Origin of the sequence: Paenibacillus sp. GCM10028914 (assembly GCF_042666275.1) — a bacterium.
Taxonomy (GTDB): domain Bacteria; phylum Bacillota; class Bacilli; order Paenibacillales; family Paenibacillaceae; genus Paenibacillus_AQ.
Map to the genome: position 1 here is coordinate 118,850 of NZ_JBHTFO010000016.1, position 19,997 is coordinate 138,846.

Here is a 19,997-nt window from a genome sequence, read left to right on the forward strand (position 1 = left end):
TGCGGTGACGATGTTAGGTGATAGAATAAAATGGATAATTAGGTATACTGAAATTATGGGAGAAGGGGAGGGGATATATCATGAACATTCTAATTGTTGAAGATGATGAATCCATCTGCAACATCCTACAATCATACCTTATGAATGAAGGGTGGACGGTTTACACCTCAGAGGATGGTAATGATGCCCTGCAAAAAATTCATAATTTTAAAATTGATTTGTTAATTCTGGATCTGATGATCCATGGCATACCTGGGGAAGAGGTGTGTCGAAAGGTAAGACAGTCTTCCAGTATACCAATTATTATGATTACCTCTAAGGCTCGTGAAATCGATACAATTAATGGCCTTAATTTGGGTGCGGATGACTATATCACCAAGCCTTTCCGTATGAAAGAGGTCATCGCTCGTATTCAGGCATTAGAGCGTAGAATGAATATGCTCTCTGTTAATAACCGGACGATAATGAGATTCAACAAAGGCAGGCTTCTCATTAATTTTGAATCGAAAGAGGTCTATCTTAATGGTAAGCTCGTTAATTTAACGGTTACGGAATTCAAGCTGCTCAGTGTCTTGCTCAAAAGGCCTAACAAGCTATATAGTCGTCAAGATTTGTCTTATGAAGTTCAAGGTTATCGCGATATTGGTGATGGAAGAACGACAGACACCCATATTAAGAATATCCGCAAGAAGATTGAAGAGGATCATAAAAATCCGGTGTATATTGTTACCAAAATAGGTGCGGGTTATAAATTCACATTTCATCCGGATGAGGACTACTGATGGGACTAAAACACAGGTTCGGACAGACACATTATGTTCTTTTTATGACTCTTATCGTGACTTTCATGTTCTTCTTGTCTGTGGCATATTTGCTACTTAAGTTCACCATGGATCGTTCTTTAGAAGACTACAAGATGAACTATGCAAAAGATCAGTCACAGAAGATTGCCTTCTCTTTACGAACGCAACTTGAACCTGGCGAGCTGTCGGAAGAGATGGAAGATTGGCTGAAACAGGTCGTGAATGTTTATTCGATGAATTTACGTTATTATGCTCCCGACCATGAGACTGTGCTATATGATTCGTGGCCGGACGCTCAGAAATTGTTGAAGCCTTTTATCGCAAGCAGCCCGATCTATATTGATGGTCAGTTAATGGGGGTTTTGGATACTATAGTGGACTTAAGTGATGACTATAATCTTCCGACGCTGTCCTTCTTTTCATTCTCTATATTAGAGGGTAGCGGTGGAGCTGCAATCCTTCTTCTGTGTTTAGCCATTGCTATCTGTTATCTTCTGGCCATGCGATTGTCCAAACCGCTTCGATTAAGCACCCTACAGGCAAAGCATATTGCAGGCGGGCATAGGGAAACGTTAATTCCGGAGATTGGCACAGAGGAATTGAAACAGCTCATTGCTTCTATGAACAAGCTCGTAAGGGACTTGAATAGTCAAGAACACTGGCGTAAGCAATCGATGCAGGATCTAACGCATGAGCTTCGTACGCCGCTAACTTCGATGTTATCCAGAATGGAAGCGCTTATCGACGGCATTTATCCAGCAAACGAAGAAAATTTAAACCGCATTTATGCAGAGATCGATCGTCTGTGCCGCCTTGTAAATGATGTGGAAAAGCTATCAGAAGCAGAAGGTGCCAAATTCCAGCTAGATACAGAATTTATTGATATACGGAACTTGGTTAAGGATGTATACGAGAACTTAATTTTTCTGGCTAAAGCCAAGGATATAACCTTCAACCTACATACCGTTTATATTCCTTGTCCCGTGAAAGTGGACCCGGACCGTTTCGTCCAGATTATGACGAACATAATCTCCAATGCAATCAAGTATACGCCAGTAGGCGGAACCATTGATGTTGGTGTCACGATTGATCACAAGGATGTGATCATGATTTATTGCAGGGATAATGGCATTGGGATATCTGAGCAGGATTTACCGCTTATCTTCAATCGGTTTTATCGGGCAGATAAAGCTCGATCAAGAGATACCGGCGGAATAGGAGTTGGGCTAAGTATTGCTAAAGCACTTATTGAGGCCCACGGAGGAACCATTCAAGCGGAAAGTAAGCTTGGTTGTGGATCGATGTTTCGAATTGATATTCCGGAAGCTCGTCTGCCAAAAAGTGAAATGTTGGTAAGCCAATATTCGAATTATTAGCTGTGACGAAAGGTTGTCTTGATCATGAAAAAAATATTCCGCATGCTGTTTAAAAACCCGCTAATACTCATTTATCCGATTGTTTTGGATGCGCTATCATTTTCCATAGGACTCATGATTGTTGGATTTATTGGTTCACCATCCTTCTCTGTACGTCTTATTCTTGAGATGGGGATTCCATCTGTAAGTTATGTGAGCAACATACCGCAGTTTGTTAACCAAATGCAGTTTATGGGGGATACAGTATCGGTAAGAGCCTGGATTCCGGTAATCTTTGTACTGTTATTGATGGCTTTCGCCCAAGGCGGCTATATTGCCTCACTGCGTCATATTGTGGAGGGCAAACCTATTTCAGTGGGACAATTTTTGAAAGATGGCAAGAAATATTGGGTGCGTTTTATTTTCTTGTTTATGATCATAACAGCAGCCAAGACGGCAATGACCACATTGTTGGCAGCGTTTCTGGGTATCATCGGGATCTTTCTTTCCCTCGTTATCTTCGTGATCTTGCGGATCATTTTCATCTACTTGGAGCACTGTATTGTCGTCGATCAATTGAACGTGGACGCAGCATTTCGTCAGAGCAGACGCTATTTCCAAGCATCAAGCTTTAATACTTCGGGCATCATCATTGCCATGATGATAATCTCAGGTGTGATTAGCTTACTAGTACATCGATTCTGGAGTCCATTCGCTGTCATTGTTGCAATACCAATCTGCGCATTGGTCCTGGGGGCTATTCAAATTGCCTTCATGCAGCAGTTATGTCAAACCAAGCGCCTGCATGGAAACGGATAGTACAGATTAATACATAATTAACCTTCCAACAAGCAGTAAGGACCGATGTCCTTGCTGCTTGTTTTCGTATAGATCATCACATGAAATACGCAGTATCTTCACACCACCTTCACAACAGAATTGATACGATTAAAAAAAAGTTGAGGGGGGCTCTTGGTGATAACGAATTCGATGATCAAACCGACGGATAGGCAGCTAGAGTATCAGGGATGGGAATTCGGACTGTTTTTGCATTTTGGACTGCGTACATTTTATGAGGGGTATGTTGATTTTGATAAAAGGCCGATGCTACCCTCCACATTCGATCCTACCCGGTTAGACTGTGAGCAGTGGATTCGCACAGCAAAGGAAGCAGGAATGGAGTATGCAGTACTAACAGCGAAGCATCATGATGGATTTTCCAATTGGCCATCGAAATATAGCTCGTTTACTGTTGCTCAGTCCCCATGGAAAGAGGGGAAAGGGGATGTTGTACAGGAGTTCGTTAATGCATGTCGGAAGTACGACATAAAGCCTGGACTTTATTATTCTCCCTATGACGGCTCAGCAGATTTCTATAATCAGGATGCGAAGGCCTATGATGATTATTTTGTGAATCAAATTACGGAATTGCTTGGTGACTATGGAGATATTGATATATTGTGGTTTGACGGCTGCGGCTCTGAGGATCATGAATATGACTGGCCAAGAATCATAGGAGAGATTCGCCGCTTACAGCCGAATATTTTGATCTTTAACATGGGTGATCCTAACTTCCGATGGGTCGGTAATGAAGATGGGGTTGCGCCCATTCCTTGCTGGAATGTAACAGATACAACTGAGTTCTCAATTTTAACGGAGGAAAAAGATAGATTAGGTGAACAGATATGGTTACCTGCAGAATGTGATGTACAGATGCGGGCGAATTGGTTCTATAGCGACAGTGATGAGCACACGATCAAGAGTCTGGACGAACTGATGGGCTTGTATTATTACTCGGTAGGTCGAGGTGCGAATCTGTTATTAAATATTGGGCCGGATCGAGAAGGTCTATTACCAGCAAAGGATGCAACTCAGTTACAGGCGATGGGAGCGGAGATACGCAGGAGATTCGACAATCCTATAGCGACAATTGAGGATTGTTCACAGAATAATACAGGATGGTCTTATGAAGCTGATAAGCCGTTTTTAATGGATCATATCATTCTTCAAGAGAATTTAACGAATGGAGAGGCTGTTCGTAGCTTCCAAGTTCATATTACGACTGCAAAAACAGCGCGCTCGATCACAGTGTACGAAGGCAGAAATATCGGACATAAAGCAATAATTCGTATCCCTACGATTAAAGCTCGGAGCGTCCAGTTAGAAATAACGGATTGTGAAGGTGTGTCTTCTATCTGTCAAATGGCAATTTACTACGTAGGGGAGAGCTATGAATCCCAGTAAAGGGGACGTTATGATTCATTTTTCTACATATTAAATGAGGGGGATTTATGATGATGAAGAACAGGAATATTTGGAATGTGGTCTTGATTATGTGCCTGATGTTTACCATTTTTGTAACCGCTTGCAGTAGCTCGGATAATTCAGCTAATGAACCGGAAAACAGCCAGTCTGAGGTCACAGACGTAAACAATACCGACACGGACACAGAGGAAGCGCAGGAGGAGGAGCCGGCAGAGCCTGTCAAAGAATTTAGCAATGAGCCCGTAACACTAAAAATAGCGACGCCTTGGGGAGTCGATTATTTCACACCGAGAATGATTGATCCGATTCAAGAAGAATTCCCCCATATAACTGTAGAGCATGTTGACTGGAATGGAACGGCAGAGAATATGCAGGAATTAAGTGCGGAAGGTGTTGTTCCTGATATCGTATTAGGTTACACCGGTCAAGCGCCGTTTGAAGAACTTGAGATGGTCTTCGGTCTGGATGAAATGATTCAAGAGTTCGGTGTTGATCTCAGCGGTGTAAACCCGCAGATTCTTCAGGAATTACGCTCCCGTGATAAAGAAGGACGCTTAATTGGCCTTCCGGATGCTGGCGATGTACTTGCCTTGTACTATAACAAAGAGATATTCGATCTACTGGGTGTCAATTATCCATCTGACAATATGACATGGGATGAACTTATTGACCTAGCGAAGCAGTTGACCGTCAAGAAAGATGGTGTTCAGTACAGTGGGCTTGATTTAGGAGCTATGCCAACGGCGTTATTCAATCAATTATCGATGAACTATACAGATCCAGAAACAGGTGAAGTATTGTTCGATAAAGATCCTAAATTTGCAAAGATGATGGAAGTTCTTAAGAAATATTTCAGCATACCAAACATCTATAATCCAGAAGAGCAAAATAAGTTTGAAGGCAAAACAGCTGCAATGGTTGTGAATTGGCATGGCTTCTTAACTTGGTTTGGTGGAGCTGGGGAAGAGAGAGTTGAATATGAGAAAAGTATGGATATGGTTCCCGTTCCGTCATTTGCAGATATGCCTGGGTTAGCTCCTAAACCAGGTGCTCATCCTTGGATCATCAATGATTTCAGTGAGCAGAAAGAAGCAGCGCTACAGGTATTAACCTACGTAATCTCCCCTGAATACCAGATCCAATATCGGATGAGAATGGGTACTCCTTCCGTATCCTTAAGCCAAGAGGAGGGGGCATTGTTCGGTGCAGACGATCCAACGTATACAGATAAAAATGTGACTGCAATGTTCCAGAATACATTTGCAGAACCGCCAGCACGTAAAAGTCCATGGGATCGACATGTTGCAATGGGTGAAGCCCTTAAAAAGTTCGCGACGACTGACTTGAACGTAGCGGAGTTTATGCGAGTGCTGAAGGAAGAGACGGAGATCAAGATCAAGGAGGAGCAGTCCAAGCAATAATGATGTTTCAAGAGCAAGCTTGTCTATCCAAGACAGGCTTGCTCTCTAATTATTCCTAGTTGTCGAATAGTGACAGATAAAAACATTATTCACATGAAACACACATCATCCTCACACTACCCCCACAGGGATGTTGTTAAGATACAAACTAAGAAAAAGTCTTGGAAAATGGCGGGATCATGTAAAGGAGGAACTTCCAATGTCGAGAATTATTTTTAATCATGTTCACAAGCGTTACGGCAAATATAAAGAATACGCGGTGAAAGACTTCAATCTCGAAGTAGAGGATGAAGAATTTCTTGTCTTTGTAGGTTCTTCAGGGTGCGGTAAGTCGACAACATTACGTATGCTCGCGGGACTAGAAGATATTTCAGAAGGTGAAATTTATATCGGCGATACGATTGTGAACGATATGCCTCCTAAAGATCGTAATATATCGATGGTATTTCAGAACTATGCGTTATACCCGAATATGTCTGTTTACGAGAATATCGCCTTTGGTCTGCAAATGAGAAAGCTCCCGAAGCATGAAATTGAGTCTTCTGTAAAACGTGCTGCCCGTGTACTTGAGATTGAGAACTTTTTGGATCGTAAACCAAGAGAGCTCTCTGGTGGTCAGCGTCAGCGTGTGGCACTAGGTCGGGCAATAGTTCGTACACCACAAGCCTTCCTTATGGATGAACCGCTCTCGAACCTAGACGCTAAGCTGCGCGTGCAGATGCGTTCCGAAATTATCCGCCTTCACAAGAAAATAGGTGTCACAACCATTTATGTTACCCATGATCAGATCGAGGCCATGACGATGGGTGACCGCATTGTGGTGATGGAGAAGGGGATTGTTCAGCAGGTAGATACACCAGAGGTTATTTATAATGAACCGGCTAATCTGTTCGTAGCTAACTTTATCGGTAACCCACCGATGAATTTTGTGACCGGAAAGATCGAAGAGCGTGATGGTTTCCTTGAATTTCATACGAAGCGATTCGGACTCAGGCTTACCGAGAAACAAGCTCATGCCATCAGACAGATGAATCTTGTGGACCGAGGAATCATCATAGGTATGCGGCCAGAGAACATCAGCTTCGAAGAAATAATGTTGGAAGCGTATCCAAAATCAATTATCAACGGAACGATGGAATTAAGTGAATTTGTCGGTTCGGACCGCTATTATCATATGAATATTGGACTTGAGAAATATTTAGTTGCTCGCGCGCACCCACGCTATCATTTTGACGATGGAATGAGAACTGCTGTCGCCGTAGATATGAACAAAGCATTATTTTTTCATAAAGATTCAGGGATCCTATTAACAAAGTAATGGAGGGATACGAATGGTAAAGAGGAGAATCCGATATCTTAACCGATTATTGCTCGTTATCTTATCCGTAGCCCTCATAGGTAATCCGGTGTTACCAGGTAACGCACAAGGAAATCCCAAGACAGCAGAAACGAATAGTGAAGATACACTTAGTCCAGATCTATCGAGTAATGAACCTTACTTCTATACAATTTCGAAAGACTGGAAAGAGAAGAAGGTTCCGGTTGGAACGAAGCAAGTGGAGATTGACCCTACAATGTATCATGCAAAATCTGATGATGCAGCCATCTCTGTCGGTTCCTATGAAGGGGAGAATGATGTACTGCTATGGTCTCAGCCTAAAGGCTGGGTAGAGTACAAAGTTAATGTAGATCAAGAAGGAATATATGAGCTGGCAGCAGATTATCATCCGTTCCTCTCAAAAGATGGGGTTGGTCGTCAGTCTGTAATGATGAGTGTTCAAATTAATGGAGAATATCCGTTTCGCGAGGCACATTCTATTTCGCTGGAGCGGCGTTTTTCCGAAGTGAGACCTGAAAAATATGATGACGAAGGCAATCAGCTTCGCTCTCTAATCGATGAGGAAGTGGGCTGGAAAACGACCTCATTCCGTGATTCTGAAGGGTCTTACAGCCAGCCGTTGCAATGGCTTCTGAACAAAGGGGAGAATACGATTCGGATCCAGACGATCCGGCAGTCGGTTGTGTTGAAATCTCTCCGTTTGAAAGCTCCGGAATCATTAGCTAGTTATGAAGAAGTGAAAGAAGTGTATCCGAAGGCTGAGGCAAGCGGAAGTAAGGAAGCAATTGTCATCGAGGGTGAAGAGTTTAGCTTGAAGAATTCTTCTTCGATTCAAACCCAGTATGATCGAAGTCCTCTTTCTGAGCCTAAGTCGCTCGATCTCGTTCGATTCAATACGATCGGCGGTACAGGATGGAATAAGGGCGGGCAAGCGGTAACCTGGGATTTTGAGGTTCCGGAAGAAGGCATATATAACTTAACCTTCCGTGTGAAGCAAAACTTGCGTAAGAACGCTACTGTATTCCGAAACATTTACATTGACGGAGAAATTCCGTTTACGGAAATGAAGAACTACCCGTTCCCATATAGCAGCGATTGGAAAAAGGTATCACTTTCGAATGCAGACGGGGAACCCTACGATTTCTTTTTCACAAAAGGAAAGCACTCGATCAAGATGGAAGCAACGATCGAGCCCTATATCTCTACCATAGCTGACATTGATCGAATGTCCAAAGAGCTTCGCGATGTATCGAGAGAGCTTCGAATTGCTACAGGAAATAGTAGTGATGCTTATCGTGTATGGAATATCGAGAAGGATATCCCTGGTGTGACCAAAAGACTTGAAGTGTTGAAGGATGAATTCATTCAACTTACAGATCAAATGCTCACGATTAATACGGTGCGAGACAATGTGTCTCAATCTTTTAAATCTAGTGCTCGGGATTTAGAGGACTTATTGAAAGATCCGAATGAAATTCCTTATAGCCAGTTAACCATTGGAACGATGCAGGAGAAGATCGAGGCCCAGCGTGTGGATTTGATGAATTCCCCTTTGCAACTTGATCGGATTTATGTAGCAACCCCCGATGCAAAACTTCCTAAGATCGAAGCGAATTGGTTCGAAAAATTATGGAACTCCATTGTTACATTGTTCTATTCCTTTACAAGCAAGAACCAACTTGACCGGAATGCAGAGGATGAACTTAATATCTGGATGTTCAAGGGGCGCGACTACGTTGATGAGTTACAGCAGCTTGCCAATGAACGATTTACACCAGAGCATGGCATTAAAGTGAATATTAATCTGGTCCAATCGGAGGATCTGGTTGTCCTCGGTAAAGCAGCAGGCATACTGCCGGATATAGCCATAGGAGTACCGAGTGCATCCATTTTTGATTATGCACTACGTAATGCTATCTATGACTTTACGAAGTTTGAGGACTCTGATGAAATGATGGATTTATTCCATCCAGGTATTCTACAGCCGTATCGATACGACGGTGGTGTCTATGGTATACCGGAGACCAATAACTTTAACATCATGTTCTATCGTAAAGATATTTTGAATCAGCTTGGCCTATCTGTTCCGGATACTTGGGATGATGTATACAAGATCCTGCCAACGTTATTGCAGAACGAAAGTAACTTCTATATCCCGCCAGATAACTTCTCCTATCTGTTCTTTCAAAATGATGTGGAGTTGTATTCGAAGGATGGACTGACAAGTTCACTGAATGAACCGAAAGCTTTTGAGGCGTTCAAAGAGTGGACGGAAATGTTCAATGTGTATGGTATGGAACGTCAAGTTAACAGCTTTTATCAACAGTTTAGAGACGGAACAATGCCTATCGGGATTTCAGATTTCAATACATACATGCAACTGCTTGTCGCAGCACCGGAAATCATGAATGAGTGGGCGATCGCCCCTATTCCCGGAACGAAGCAAGAAGACGGTACGATTGCAAGATGGGCTGCTGCGGGAGCTCCGACAGCAAACGTCCTGTTCAATGATACACCGGAGGAGAAACGCGAAATCGCTTGGGATTTCCTCAAATGGTATATGTCCGAAGATATTCAGACCGAGTTTGGACTGAATCTGGAGCAATATCGTGGTGAAACATTCCGCTGGAATTCCGCTAATGTTCATGCGTTCGCGAATATGCCATGGAAACAGGATGACCTGAGCGTTATTTTGGATCAATGGCAATGGATGCAAGAATGGCCGAATGTACCGGGAGGCTATATGACGGCTCGTGAACTCGGTTTTGCTTGGAATAATGCAGCTATTGATCAGGTGAATCCAAGGATTGCGTTGGAGAAGGCGGTTAAGGAAATTAACCGGGAGATGAAGCGTAAGCAGCAAGAGTTCAATTATATCGATGAGAACGGAAATGTATTGAAGAAGTTGGATCTGATTCGAATTACAGAACCTTGGAAAGGAGCGATTCTGAATGACAGATAATGCAGCAGCCCTTTCTGAACAGATTAACGGAACTCCCACCAAGCTAGGCAAGACGAAGCCGAGTATTTCGGAACGAATCAACTATTTGCTGAAAGAAATGTGGAGATATCGCTTATCGTATTTGTTTATTCTACCGTTTATGGCGATGTTTATCATATTTATTCTCATTCCTGTTGTTTCAGGTATTTTGTTGAGCTTCACCTATTTTAATGCTTTTGATTTCCCTTCATGGCGTGGGTGGCTTAACTACCAGAACTTATTCTCACAGGACATTATTTTCTTGCAGTATGTATTGCCGAACTCCTTTAAATTTGCTGTATTCGTAGGACCAGTCGGTTATATTCTAGCGTTCTTGTTAGCCTGGTTAATCGCTCAGTTACCGAATACAATGCGTACTTGGTATGCGCTTGCCATGTATGCGCCTTCGTTATCTGCAGGTATTGCGATGACTGTTGTTTGGACCGTTATGTTTACTGGAGACCGATCAGGCTACATTAACAGCTTCTTGCTTAAGTGGGGGATTATTGAGAAACCGGTATTATTCTTACTCGATAAAGATTACTTGCTTAACATTATGATTGTTGTCTCGATTTGGTCATCCATGGGTATCGGATTCTTGGCCATCTTGGCGGGTATTCTCAACGTGGATCGACAATTATACGAGGCAGGACGAATCGATGGTATATCAAGTCGTCTTCAAGAAGTTTGGTATATTACGATTCCAATGATGAAGCCACAAATGATGTTTGCAGCCATTATGGCGATTGTTCATACCATTAAATCCGGTGGCATTGGGGTTCAATTATCGGGTACAAATCCAACCCCGAATTACGCGGGTCAGTTATTAATTGACCATATTAATGACTACGGATTTATACGTTTTGAGCTCGGATATGCTAGTGCGATTTCCATCATCGTTCTTCTGATGTGTTATGTGTTAAGTAGATTTTTCGGTTATTTATTCGCCCCGAAGGAGGATGAATAATGCAAGAGGCACGGATGACTGTTATGCAGCGGAAATTAAAGATAAAATGGAGCGATTTTATATTAGCTCTGAGATTGATCGATCGAGCACAAATATGGATTGCCATCTGTCTCTTACCGCTTGCCATTTTCATGCTCCTTCCGCTCGTTTATTTGTTCAACCATGCATTTAAACCATTGCATGAGCTGTTCATGTTCCCGCCGACATTTATTGTTAGGGAGCCGACAACGGGGAACTTCTCGGAACTGTTTGCGATGACGGCAAGCACCATTGTACCGGTATCCAGGTACGTTTTTAACAGTATTGTCGTTACTCTGTTGTCGAGCGTTGCGATGGTTATCACAGGAGCGATGTGTGCTTATCCTTTATCCAAGCATCCATTCCCAGGTTCAAAGATTGTGCTTGGCTTAATTATGCTGTCGTTGCTTTTCGCAACAGAAGCTATTGCGATTCCACGATTTATCGTCATTCAAAGCTTAGGGATTATGAACACTTATTTGGGGCATGTTCTTCCTCTTGTTGCGATGCCAGTTGGTGTGTTCCTACTGAAGCAGTTTATGGACCAAGTACCGAATGAGTTGCTTGAAGCGGCGAAGATCGATGGCGCGAAAGAGTTCACTGTATTCTTGCGTATCGTTATGCCCATTGTTACACCTGCAATCGCAACGATTTCGATCCTTGCGTTCCAATCGGCATGGGGTAATTTAGAGACTTCAACTTTATTCATGCAGGAAGATTCCATGAAGACACTGCCTTTTTATATGGGAACATTAACATCTGGTCTAAGTAACTCTGTAGCTAGACAAGGAGCTGCGGCGGCAGGAGCATTAATCATGTTTTTACCGTCATTAATAATCTTTCTAATCTTCCAAAGAAAAGTGATCACAACGATGGCTCATTCGGGGATCAAATAAGCAGAGGAACGGGGAGGTGTACCATGCGAAACAATCAAAGCAAATCAAAATATGTGCTTTGGCTAGTCTGCTTGATTGCCTTGACTGGGTTCCCGATGAAAGCGAACGCTGATGTTCCTTATCGTACCTTCACGGAGAACAGTTATGAACGTACGATTATGACTCAATCTGCCTATTCTCCGGTCGGCGTTTTAGCGCAGGAAATTCCAGTAGTCAACGAGAAGGGTGAAACCGAGTACTCATCGCTGCAAAGGCCTCAAGATTTATTTATAGCAGATAATGATGACATTTATATTGCGGATACGGATAATAATCGGATTGTTCATCTGAATGAAGATGGCGAATTCATTCGATTAATTACCTTACCAGAGAGCCCGCTAAATCAGCCACAGGGCGTATTTGTAGCAGACAATGGCGATATTTACATTGCCGATACAGGGAATAAGCGGGTCGTTCATTTGGATAAGAATGCGAAATTATTGAATGAAATCGGTCGCCCGGAGTCTCGCTTCATTAATGATTCTTTCGTTTATGAGCCAACGAACATGGTTATCGATAAACGCGGTTTTATCTACGTCGTATCAAAAGGAAGTTATCACGGGATCATTCAGTTTACTCCCGAAGGGAAGTTTGATCAATTCTTCGGCACGAATAAAACAGAAGTCACATTAATGGATATCATCCGTAGGCAATTTTATTCCAAGGAGCAATTAAGTCGGCAAGTACGTTTACTGCCTGTAACGATCAGGAATATCGATATCGATGATCAAGGCTTTATCTATACGGTGTCTGGTTCCAAAACAGAGCAGGTTAAGAAACTAAACATCCGCGGGGAAAACATATGGAAGGATATGTCGTTCAATGAACGCCTGTTTTCTCTAGCTACTGTCGAATCGGATGAATTGATTGAGAAGCAGTTGACCGATGTGTCCCTCGATTCGAATGGGAATGTCACGATTATTGATAAATCACGAAACATTGTTTCTCAGTATGACGCAAACGGAACGATACTCTTCTATTGGTCAGGTAATTCGGCTCTAGGAAATTCGCTTGTTGGTTTAACGGCTGCCCCTGTTGCTGTAGAGACGAATTCGAACAAACGGTTGTATATCCTGGACGAAGCACTTAATCTCATCCAAGTTTATGAGCCGACCGAATTTGGGGCTACGGTCCATGAAGCTTATAAGCTAATGCAAGATGGCAAGTACGCAGAAGGGGAGAAATATTGGAACAAGGTTCTGAAGCTGAATGCTCATTTTTCTCCAGCGTATAAGGGAATTGCCCAGGCTGCTTTTTCCCGAGGTGATTACGAGCGTGCTAGAGACTTGTTTAAGCTTGCAGGTGATGGGGAAGGGTATTCGGATTCATTCTGGCAGATTCGCTTGCAATGGTTTCAAAAGAATTTCTCCACTTTGGCGAACGCGGCGATTATAGCGGGCCTATTATTGTGGGTTCTTATGAAGCTAAAGCAGAAATTCAATTTCCGGATTCTACCGAAATCGACGAAGCTAAATAAACAGACCTGGTTCCAGCAAGTAAAACATGTATTTTATATTTTAAAGCATCCGATCGATGGGTTCGGTGATCTAAGGTATTTGAATAAGGGTGGATATATTAGTGCATTCGTGATCCTCATATTAACGGTAATCATGCTTCTTGTGAAATCATTCTATACGAGCTTCACTTATAATCCAGTGCCGGTGTATGCCAAAGGCTCAACCTATATGCTTACCGTCTTCTTAGCTGTATGGTTCTCCTGGGTTATCTGCAATTATCTAGTTGGTTCGATCAAGCAGGGTGAGGCCAGGTTTAAGGATGTATTCGTAGGCAGCTGTTACTCCTTGTTTCCAGTCGTGCTACTAGGGATTCCATTGGCACTTGCTTCGAACGTCTTTACTCAAAGCGAGGCATCCATTTACAGCTCCATTGAGGTCGGTATGATTTTATGGAGTGGACTATTATTCTTCTGGAATATCCAAGCGCTGCAAAACTACGGAGTTGGTGAAACGGTGCTGAACATTTCACTTACGGTCATCACGATGATTATCATGTGGGTGCTCGTGTTCATCTTAATCGGACTCACATCCGAATTCGGTAACTTCGTTTACACGATCTATCAGGAGGTGTCGATGTGATGCGCTTATTACGCTCCAAAAAACTATTAATGGTAGCTGCAATCTGCGTCATATTCGCGTCGACGCTCGGCAGCTTCATCTTTGCCAAATCTGGTTCCACAGATAAAAAGCAGACAGAAGCGCAAACAGCAACCCAAACAGCAGCCGAACCTGCAACCCAGACTGAAACGAAAAAAGAAACGAATACTACCGCGCAGACGAAGAAGGCATCGACTCCTGCGAAATCCAATGGGAAATTGCCGGATGAAACTCAGTTCGAGAAGATAGCGGAGAACGGGAAATTACTGCTTAAAGCAGATAAAGCCTCGGGCCATTTTATCGTTACAAGTAAAACGACTGGGGAAGTATGGCGTTCCTTTCCTAATCCAAAGGATTGGCAGGATAAGCTGAATACAGATGCATGGAAGGTGCATCTTGCCTCGCCGTTTATGTTTCGTTATGTGGAGTTCAATCTGCGTAAGGATTTGCTGAAAGAGACGAACTTTTATGCACAGAAGGGTGTAATCAGCGAATTCGAAGTCACAGATCAAGGATTTAAGGTCATCTACGACATGCCGGGCCTTGGCTTCATTATTCCTGTAGAAGTGAAGCTTGGTGAAGATTTCGTCGAAACGAAAGTGCTTGCTGAAGGACTGGTGGATGAGTTGGTCATCCCGAAGGAAGAAGCGGTAACAGTGGATAAGAACGGGAAGGAGGTAAAAGCCAAGCCGAAGAAAGATCCGATGGCTCGTCTTGCATCCATTCGATTATTCCCATTCCTGGGTGCTCAAACTTCGAAGGATGAGGACGGATTCTTATACATTCCGGATGGTCCGGGTGCGTTGATTGATTTCAAAGAACGTCGTGCCGGTACGCAAAATCTGTATACAGAGCGTGTATATGGGGACGATTGGGCTTACAGCAACCGCAATACCATGTCTGATCGTAATCCGATTACGATGCCGGTGTTCGGGATTAAATCGAATAAGCAAGCCCTGCTTGGGGTCATTACGGAAGGAGAAGAGTACGCGAACGTGGTTGCGGCGCCTTCCGGTTCGTTCAGTCAATTCAACTGGGTAGCACCGGAGTACCAATACCGTTTCAAGTTCTTCCAACCGACAGATACGAAGAAGCTGAACGGATACTTGACTTATAGCAAGGAAATAACGAAGTCGGATCGTGCGACTCGTTACTATTTACTGGAGGAACAAGACGAGGAAATCAGTTATGTTACACTAGCTGCGCGCTACCGTGAGCTGCTGATGAAGGAGTCGGCGATGACACCGTTAGAAGGTGACCAAGCGAAGCTGCGGCTTCAGCTTCATCTGCTAGGCGGCGATACAGAAGACGGATTCCTGTGGGATTCTTATCTCCCGTTAACAACGACGAAACAGGCGGAAGGGATCGTCCAAGAGCTGTCTGCACTGGGTGTCGACAATATGGACATCACTTATCTTGGGTGGCAAAACGACGGATACAGCAAGTTTGGTGGTGACTTCCCTGTTCCAGATAAACTCGGCGGGAACCAAGGTATGAAGAAATTTACCGATTTCGCTCACTCGAAGGGCTACACGGTTTATCTAGATGCCTCCTCCTATACGTATAACCGGGGTGGTAAAGACGGATTCCGGAAGAATAGAGACGGTCTTCGTGACTTAGCTTCTTCTGTCATTGAATCGATGAACTGGGATAGCAGACGGAAGACCTTTGTGAGTCCCCAGTTTATGAAAGGTGTGATTGAAGGCGACCTGGAAGAGGCGAAGTCATTAGGCATCAATGGTTACTTATTCGGTAACGGAATCGGATCATTCTTGAACACCGATTTTAACGAGAATTATTTAACAACAAGACAACAATCGAAGGAAATTCAGAGCCAATTGTTTGAGAAGACAAAAGAAACCTTCGGCAGTGTCAAAGGGGCAAGAGGTAATGCATACACGTTCCCTTACATTACCCATATGGATAACATGGCTTCGAATTTCTCCTATGACCTGTTTATCGATCGTGTAGTACCGTTTGCTCAAATTGCGCTCCATGGTCTCACAACCTATTCTTTCGAGTATGCGAACTTGAGTGATGACTATGCCGACAATTTCTTGAAAGGGATTGAATATGGCGCAGTCCCGTCATTTGTGGTAACGAATGCTTCATCTCAAGAGCTGCTGAAATCCCTGTCTTTGCATCAATTCTACAGTACGAACTATAAAGACTGGCTGGAAGAGATCGTATCCCAGTATCAGAAATACGAAGAGGTGCTTGGTGATGTACAGAACGAGTTCATTACAGGACATCGTGAAATTGTAAGCGGTGTATTCGAGACAACCTACAGCAACGGGAAGCAAGTGATCGTGAATTATAACAACAAAGACGTTCTTGTGGACGGCTTAGCTGTGAAAGCGAAAGATTATATCGTAAGTAAGGGAGGTGCGTAAGATGGCCCCAAAGCGAATTCTGTCTGCGAAGAGATCCCGAAAGCTGGAGGGGTCGTTGTTTATCGCACCTTGGTTGATCGGCTTTATTGCTTTTCTAGGATTTCCGTTAGTTTTCTCACTCTTTATGAGCTTTCACACGGTCAAAATATTGCCGAAGAAAATTGTGTACGACTTTGTGGGTGTTAAATATTATCGTGAAATCCTGTTTAACAGTTCGGACTTTTACGATAAATTGATCCCGTATTTCCAAGAAGTCGTGATCATGATCCCGGTTATCGTCATCTTTGCCTTGATGATCTCTATCATGCTTAATCAGAAACTGCCCGGTCGATTTCTGTTCCGTGCGATCTTCTTCTTGCCAGTCATTTTCTCTACAGGTGCTGTTCTTATGTCATTTATTAATCAAGGGGAAGGAAATTTAGGATTCCTTGAACGATTTAATATTGGTGGTTATATGGATATGTTCCTTGGAGACAGTTCCTGGGCGAAACCTGTAAAGACCGTATTGAATCAATTTGTCCTCGTATTATGGTATTCCGGGGTGCAAATTCTGCTCTTTATTGCAGGGCTTCAGACCATTTCGACTTCGGCATATGAGTCAGCTCGTATCGATGGAGCTTCACCGTGGGAGGTGTTTTGGAAAATCACACTTCCAGCGATGTCACCGTTCATCCTGCTGAACTTAATTTATACCGTTGTAGATATGTTTACGTTCCCTTCTAATCCTGTTATCAGCTTAATTAATACAGGGAACTACGGATTTAACAGTGCACTAGCATGGATTTACTTCGCTATTATTCTTATTTTCTTGGGAAATGTCATTCTCATCTACAGTAGAATTAACCGGAAACATACTGGAGCAAATCGTTAATGCGGAAGGGAGGCAGAACATGAAGGTTGACTTAGCGACGCGTGTGAAACAGAAGGTCTCAACGAAGCGCGGATTGCGGCAAGTGAAGTACACCATTCTAGGACGAGAGATGAATCAAGGGCTGATATTTAAATTAGTCTTGTACGGAATATTCATCGTAACCTCCTACGTGTACATGAACCCAATATTAAAAATGCTTGTGAAGATGGTCATGAATGCCAAGGATTTAATAGATCCGACTGTAACATGGATTCCATCATCGGTTTACTTGGGTCATGTGGTTGAAGCATGGAAGCTGCTGGATTATCCAAAGTCTCTCTCCATCAGCTTACTTATTGCGATTTCGACAGCCGTGCTGCATTGTATCTCGTGTGGACTAGCGGGCTATGCACTAGCAAGGCTGGATGTCCCATTCAAGAAGACGATTCTATTCCTCGTCTTCTTGGCATTCATTATTCCGCCGCAAGTTGTGATTTTGCCTACGATCATGCTGTATACCAAGCTTGGAATGAATGGCCATTTACTAACACTGATCTTGCCTTCTATTTTTGGATTCGGTGTAAAAGGCGCACTCTTTGTGATCATCTTCCGTCAATTTTTCTCCACACAACCGAAAGCCTTGGAAGAAGCAGCTCGGATTGATGGCGCGAGTGCGTTGAGATTCTATGTACGTGTTATGTTCCCATTGGCAAAACCGGCTATTCTCGTTGTCCTTTTGTTCTCATTCGTTTGGACTTGGAATGACACGTATTACCCTAGGATGTTCTTGGGTTCAAAGGGGGATATGCCGCTAGCTCTGAAAATGTCATTTATCGATAGCCAATTATCTACATTTATTACGAATGGGGGATTGCCTGAATATTTAGCAGAACCGATTAAGATGGGAGCAAGCTTCCTGGTTATTTTACCTCCACTGATTCTTTACTTAGTCGCACAGCGTTACTTCGTTGAAAGTGTTGAGCGTACAGGTTTGGTTGAGTAGAAACGTGTACACTGCATTGCGATAAAGCGAATAAGAACATTAGCTGAAAAAGGGGATATGATATGAAAAGAAAATCAATATTTTTAATCATTACTTTTATGTTCATGCTAACAACAATACTCTCAGGGTGTAGTGGTGGTGATTCGGAAGCGAAAGAACCAGAGGTTGTATCTGAAGCGCAGTCTGAGGTGACTACAGAAGAAGTTGAAGGTGTTCAAGAAGAAGAAGAGGACTGGACGAGTAAAGCGGTGACGGATTTCAGCGACGAGACAATTATTACCATACAGCATGAGTGGGGGTCTGACCTCACCTCTGAGCTTATGAAGCCTATTGAAGAGAAGCTCAAGGCTGAAGGGAAGAACATTACCGTTGAATGGATTCAGGGGGGCGCTGATTCAGTGTCTCTGCAAGAATTAAACGCGAGTGGAGTCATCCCGGATATCATATATACGTCTATAGGAATTGCGGGCTTGCAGGAACTGGACATGGTTGAACCGATTGATGATTATATGAAAATATATGAAATGGATACAAGTAAAATTGATCAGTCTGTCATATCCTTGCTCCGCTCTTATGATGACAAAGGCTCGATGATCGGAGTGCCTACGTTTGCAGATACATTTACGCTATTTTACAACAAAGAGATCTTCGATCTGTTCGGCGTAAATTACCCTACAGATCACATGACTTGGGATGAAACCATTGAACTTGCTAAAAAGTTAACTGGAGAAAGAAACGGTGTGCAGTATCGGGGATTGGAATTAGGATATCGAAATAGTACGACGAACGATACGCTTGCACCATTGAAGGAGCTTACGTCTAATTTTGTAGATCCTGAAACTGATGAAGTGATACTTACGAAGGATCCTAATATAACCAGATACTTCGAATTCATGAAGAAGTTCTACAGCATACCAGGCATCTATGAACGCGATCCAGAAAAACAAGGAAGTTTCTATGCTGGAGGGACAGCAGCCATGTTACTGTCTTGGCCGACGTTTATGGAATGGGGAATCCCTGAAGAGGTTCGAGCGAATACGAATGCGGTTCTCGTTCCGATATGGGGTGGGGAGGATAAATTCACTCCACCAACGCAAGCTCATATGTACATTCTAAATAAGTACAGTGAGAACAAGGACGCTGCTTTCCAATGGATGATGGAAGAAGTATCCGAAGATATTCAGATGTACTTCTCAGGCAAAGGATTTCCAACCGTACTGAAGAGTCCCGAAGTGATCGCGACATTCGGAAGTGAAAAGCAAGAAGTTTATGAAGGCCAGAATGTTCAGGCATATTTTCCGGATATCGCAAGAGTACTGGAAGGTAGAAAATCACAATATCAAAGACTGGCTGAGAATCTGGTAACGGAAAAGTTAAGCGAATTCGCCAATTCGGATATGAATATTGCAGAGTTTTTGCGTAAAGTGGAAGAAGAGTTAGATATTAAGATTAAGGAAGAGAAGTTAAAACAAGAACAAGCAGGATAAGTGAGCACATCTAATTTAGGAATATAGAAGCAAGCAGGCCGCCTAAGGATATACCTTGGGCGGCCTG

General features: G+C 43.1%; 14 protein-coding genes. All 14 read left to right on the forward strand.

The genetic code is table 11. The annotated features are described in order from the left end of the window. Window positions 1-80 precede the first annotated feature (80 nt). The 14 genes from ACFQV5_RS16130 to ACFQV5_RS16195 all read left to right on the forward strand — a co-directional run bounded on the left by ACFQV5_RS16130 (window position 81) and on the right by ACFQV5_RS16195 (window position 19,930). Window positions 81-782, forward strand: coding sequence for a response regulator transcription factor (locus tag ACFQV5_RS16130; protein ID WP_379248381.1), 702 nt, complete (start codon window positions 81-83; stop codon window positions 780-782). Continuing rightward, window positions 782-2,179: a sensor histidine kinase gene (locus tag ACFQV5_RS16135; protein WP_379248382.1), complete on the forward strand. Its 1,398-nt coding sequence runs from the start codon at window positions 782-784 to the stop codon at window positions 2,177-2,179. The genes ACFQV5_RS16130 and ACFQV5_RS16135 overlap by 1 nt, the downstream gene beginning before the upstream one ends. A gap of 24 nt (window positions 2,180-2,203) precedes the next feature. Next, window positions 2,204-2,977, forward strand: a complete 774-nt coding sequence (locus tag ACFQV5_RS16140; RefSeq protein WP_379248383.1) for a hypothetical protein — start codon at window positions 2,204-2,206, stop codon at window positions 2,975-2,977. A gap of 156 nt (window positions 2,978-3,133) precedes the next feature. Then, on the forward strand, window positions 3,134-4,402 hold the full coding sequence (locus ACFQV5_RS16145) for an alpha-L-fucosidase (RefSeq protein WP_379248384.1): 1,269 nt from the start codon (window positions 3,134-3,136) through the stop codon (window positions 4,400-4,402). A gap of 98 nt (window positions 4,403-4,500) precedes the next feature. Then, window positions 4,501-5,844, forward strand: a complete 1,344-nt coding sequence (locus ACFQV5_RS16150) for an ABC transporter substrate-binding protein (protein WP_379248385.1) — start codon at window positions 4,501-4,503, stop codon at window positions 5,842-5,844. 199 nt (window positions 5,845-6,043) lie between these two features. Continuing rightward, the gene (locus tag ACFQV5_RS16155) at window positions 6,044-7,162 is read left to right on the forward strand and encodes an ABC transporter ATP-binding protein (RefSeq protein WP_379248386.1); all 1,119 of its coding nucleotides are present in this window, start codon (window positions 6,044-6,046) and stop codon (window positions 7,160-7,162) included. A 13-nt stretch (window positions 7,163-7,175) separates the two neighbouring features. Further along, window positions 7,176-10,145, forward strand: coding sequence for an extracellular solute-binding protein (locus tag ACFQV5_RS16160; protein ID WP_379248387.1), 2,970 nt, complete (start codon window positions 7,176-7,178; stop codon window positions 10,143-10,145). Further along, window positions 10,135-11,130 carry a carbohydrate ABC transporter permease gene (locus tag ACFQV5_RS16165; RefSeq protein WP_379248388.1) on the forward strand — a complete coding sequence of 332 codons (996 nt, stop codon included), beginning with the start codon at window positions 10,135-10,137 and terminating at the stop codon, window positions 11,128-11,130. The genes ACFQV5_RS16160 and ACFQV5_RS16165 overlap by 11 nt, the downstream gene beginning before the upstream one ends. Next, complete coding sequence (locus tag ACFQV5_RS16170; RefSeq protein ID WP_379248389.1) at window positions 11,130-12,044, forward strand: carbohydrate ABC transporter permease; 915 nt, start codon at window positions 11,130-11,132, stop codon at window positions 12,042-12,044. Before ACFQV5_RS16165 ends, ACFQV5_RS16170 begins: the two co-directional genes overlap by 1 nt. A gap of 23 nt (window positions 12,045-12,067) precedes the next feature. Beyond that, window positions 12,068-14,179 carry a YIP1 family protein gene (locus tag ACFQV5_RS16175; RefSeq protein ID WP_379248390.1) on the forward strand — a complete coding sequence of 704 codons (2,112 nt, stop codon included), beginning with the start codon at window positions 12,068-12,070 and terminating at the stop codon, window positions 14,177-14,179. Continuing rightward, window positions 14,179-16,590 (forward strand): DUF5696 domain-containing protein, encoded by a 2,412-nt coding sequence (locus ACFQV5_RS16180; RefSeq protein ID WP_379248627.1) that lies wholly within the window; start codon window positions 14,179-14,181, stop codon window positions 16,588-16,590. Before ACFQV5_RS16175 ends, ACFQV5_RS16180 begins: the two co-directional genes overlap by 1 nt. Window position 16,591: 1 nt before the next feature. Then, window positions 16,592-17,461, forward strand: coding sequence for a carbohydrate ABC transporter permease (locus tag ACFQV5_RS16185; protein WP_379248391.1), 870 nt, complete (start codon window positions 16,592-16,594; stop codon window positions 17,459-17,461). A gap of 19 nt (window positions 17,462-17,480) precedes the next feature. Then, complete coding sequence (locus ACFQV5_RS16190; RefSeq protein ID WP_379248392.1) at window positions 17,481-18,443, forward strand: carbohydrate ABC transporter permease; 963 nt, start codon at window positions 17,481-17,483, stop codon at window positions 18,441-18,443. 62 nt (window positions 18,444-18,505) lie between these two features. Then, window positions 18,506-19,930, forward strand: coding sequence for an ABC transporter substrate-binding protein (locus ACFQV5_RS16195; protein ID WP_379248393.1), 1,425 nt, complete (start codon window positions 18,506-18,508; stop codon window positions 19,928-19,930). Window positions 19,931-19,997 lie beyond the last annotated feature (67 nt).

Bases quoted from the DNA above. Each gene is read 5' to 3' on its own strand.
- ACFQV5_RS16130 (WP_379248381.1), top strand. From the start codon at position 81: ATGAACATTCTAATTGTTGAAGATGATGAATCCATCTGCAACATCCTA.
- ACFQV5_RS16135 (WP_379248382.1), top strand. From the start codon at position 782: ATGGGACTAAAACACAGGTTCGGACAGACACATTATGTTCTTTTTATG.
- ACFQV5_RS16140 (WP_379248383.1), top strand. From the start codon at position 2,204: ATGAAAAAAATATTCCGCATGCTGTTTAAAAACCCGCTAATACTCATT.
- ACFQV5_RS16150 (WP_379248385.1), top strand. From the start codon at position 4,501: ATGTTTACCATTTTTGTAACCGCTTGCAGTAGCTCGGATAATTCAGCT.
- ACFQV5_RS16155 (WP_379248386.1), top strand. From the start codon at position 6,044: ATGTCGAGAATTATTTTTAATCATGTTCACAAGCGTTACGGCAAATAT.
- ACFQV5_RS16160 (WP_379248387.1), top strand. From the start codon at position 7,176: ATGGTAAAGAGGAGAATCCGATATCTTAACCGATTATTGCTCGTTATC.
- ACFQV5_RS16165 (WP_379248388.1), top strand. From the start codon at position 10,135: ATGACAGATAATGCAGCAGCCCTTTCTGAACAGATTAACGGAACTCCC.
- ACFQV5_RS16170 (WP_379248389.1), top strand. From the start codon at position 11,130: ATGCAAGAGGCACGGATGACTGTTATGCAGCGGAAATTAAAGATAAAA.
- ACFQV5_RS16175 (WP_379248390.1), top strand. From the start codon at position 12,068: ATGCGAAACAATCAAAGCAAATCAAAATATGTGCTTTGGCTAGTCTGC.
- ACFQV5_RS16180 (WP_379248627.1), top strand. From the start codon at position 14,179: ATGCGCTTATTACGCTCCAAAAAACTATTAATGGTAGCTGCAATCTGC.
- ACFQV5_RS16185 (WP_379248391.1), top strand. From the start codon at position 16,592: ATGGCCCCAAAGCGAATTCTGTCTGCGAAGAGATCCCGAAAGCTGGAG.
- ACFQV5_RS16190 (WP_379248392.1), top strand. From the start codon at position 17,481: ATGAAGGTTGACTTAGCGACGCGTGTGAAACAGAAGGTCTCAACGAAG.
- ACFQV5_RS16195 (WP_379248393.1), top strand. From the start codon at position 18,506: ATGAAAAGAAAATCAATATTTTTAATCATTACTTTTATGTTCATGCTA.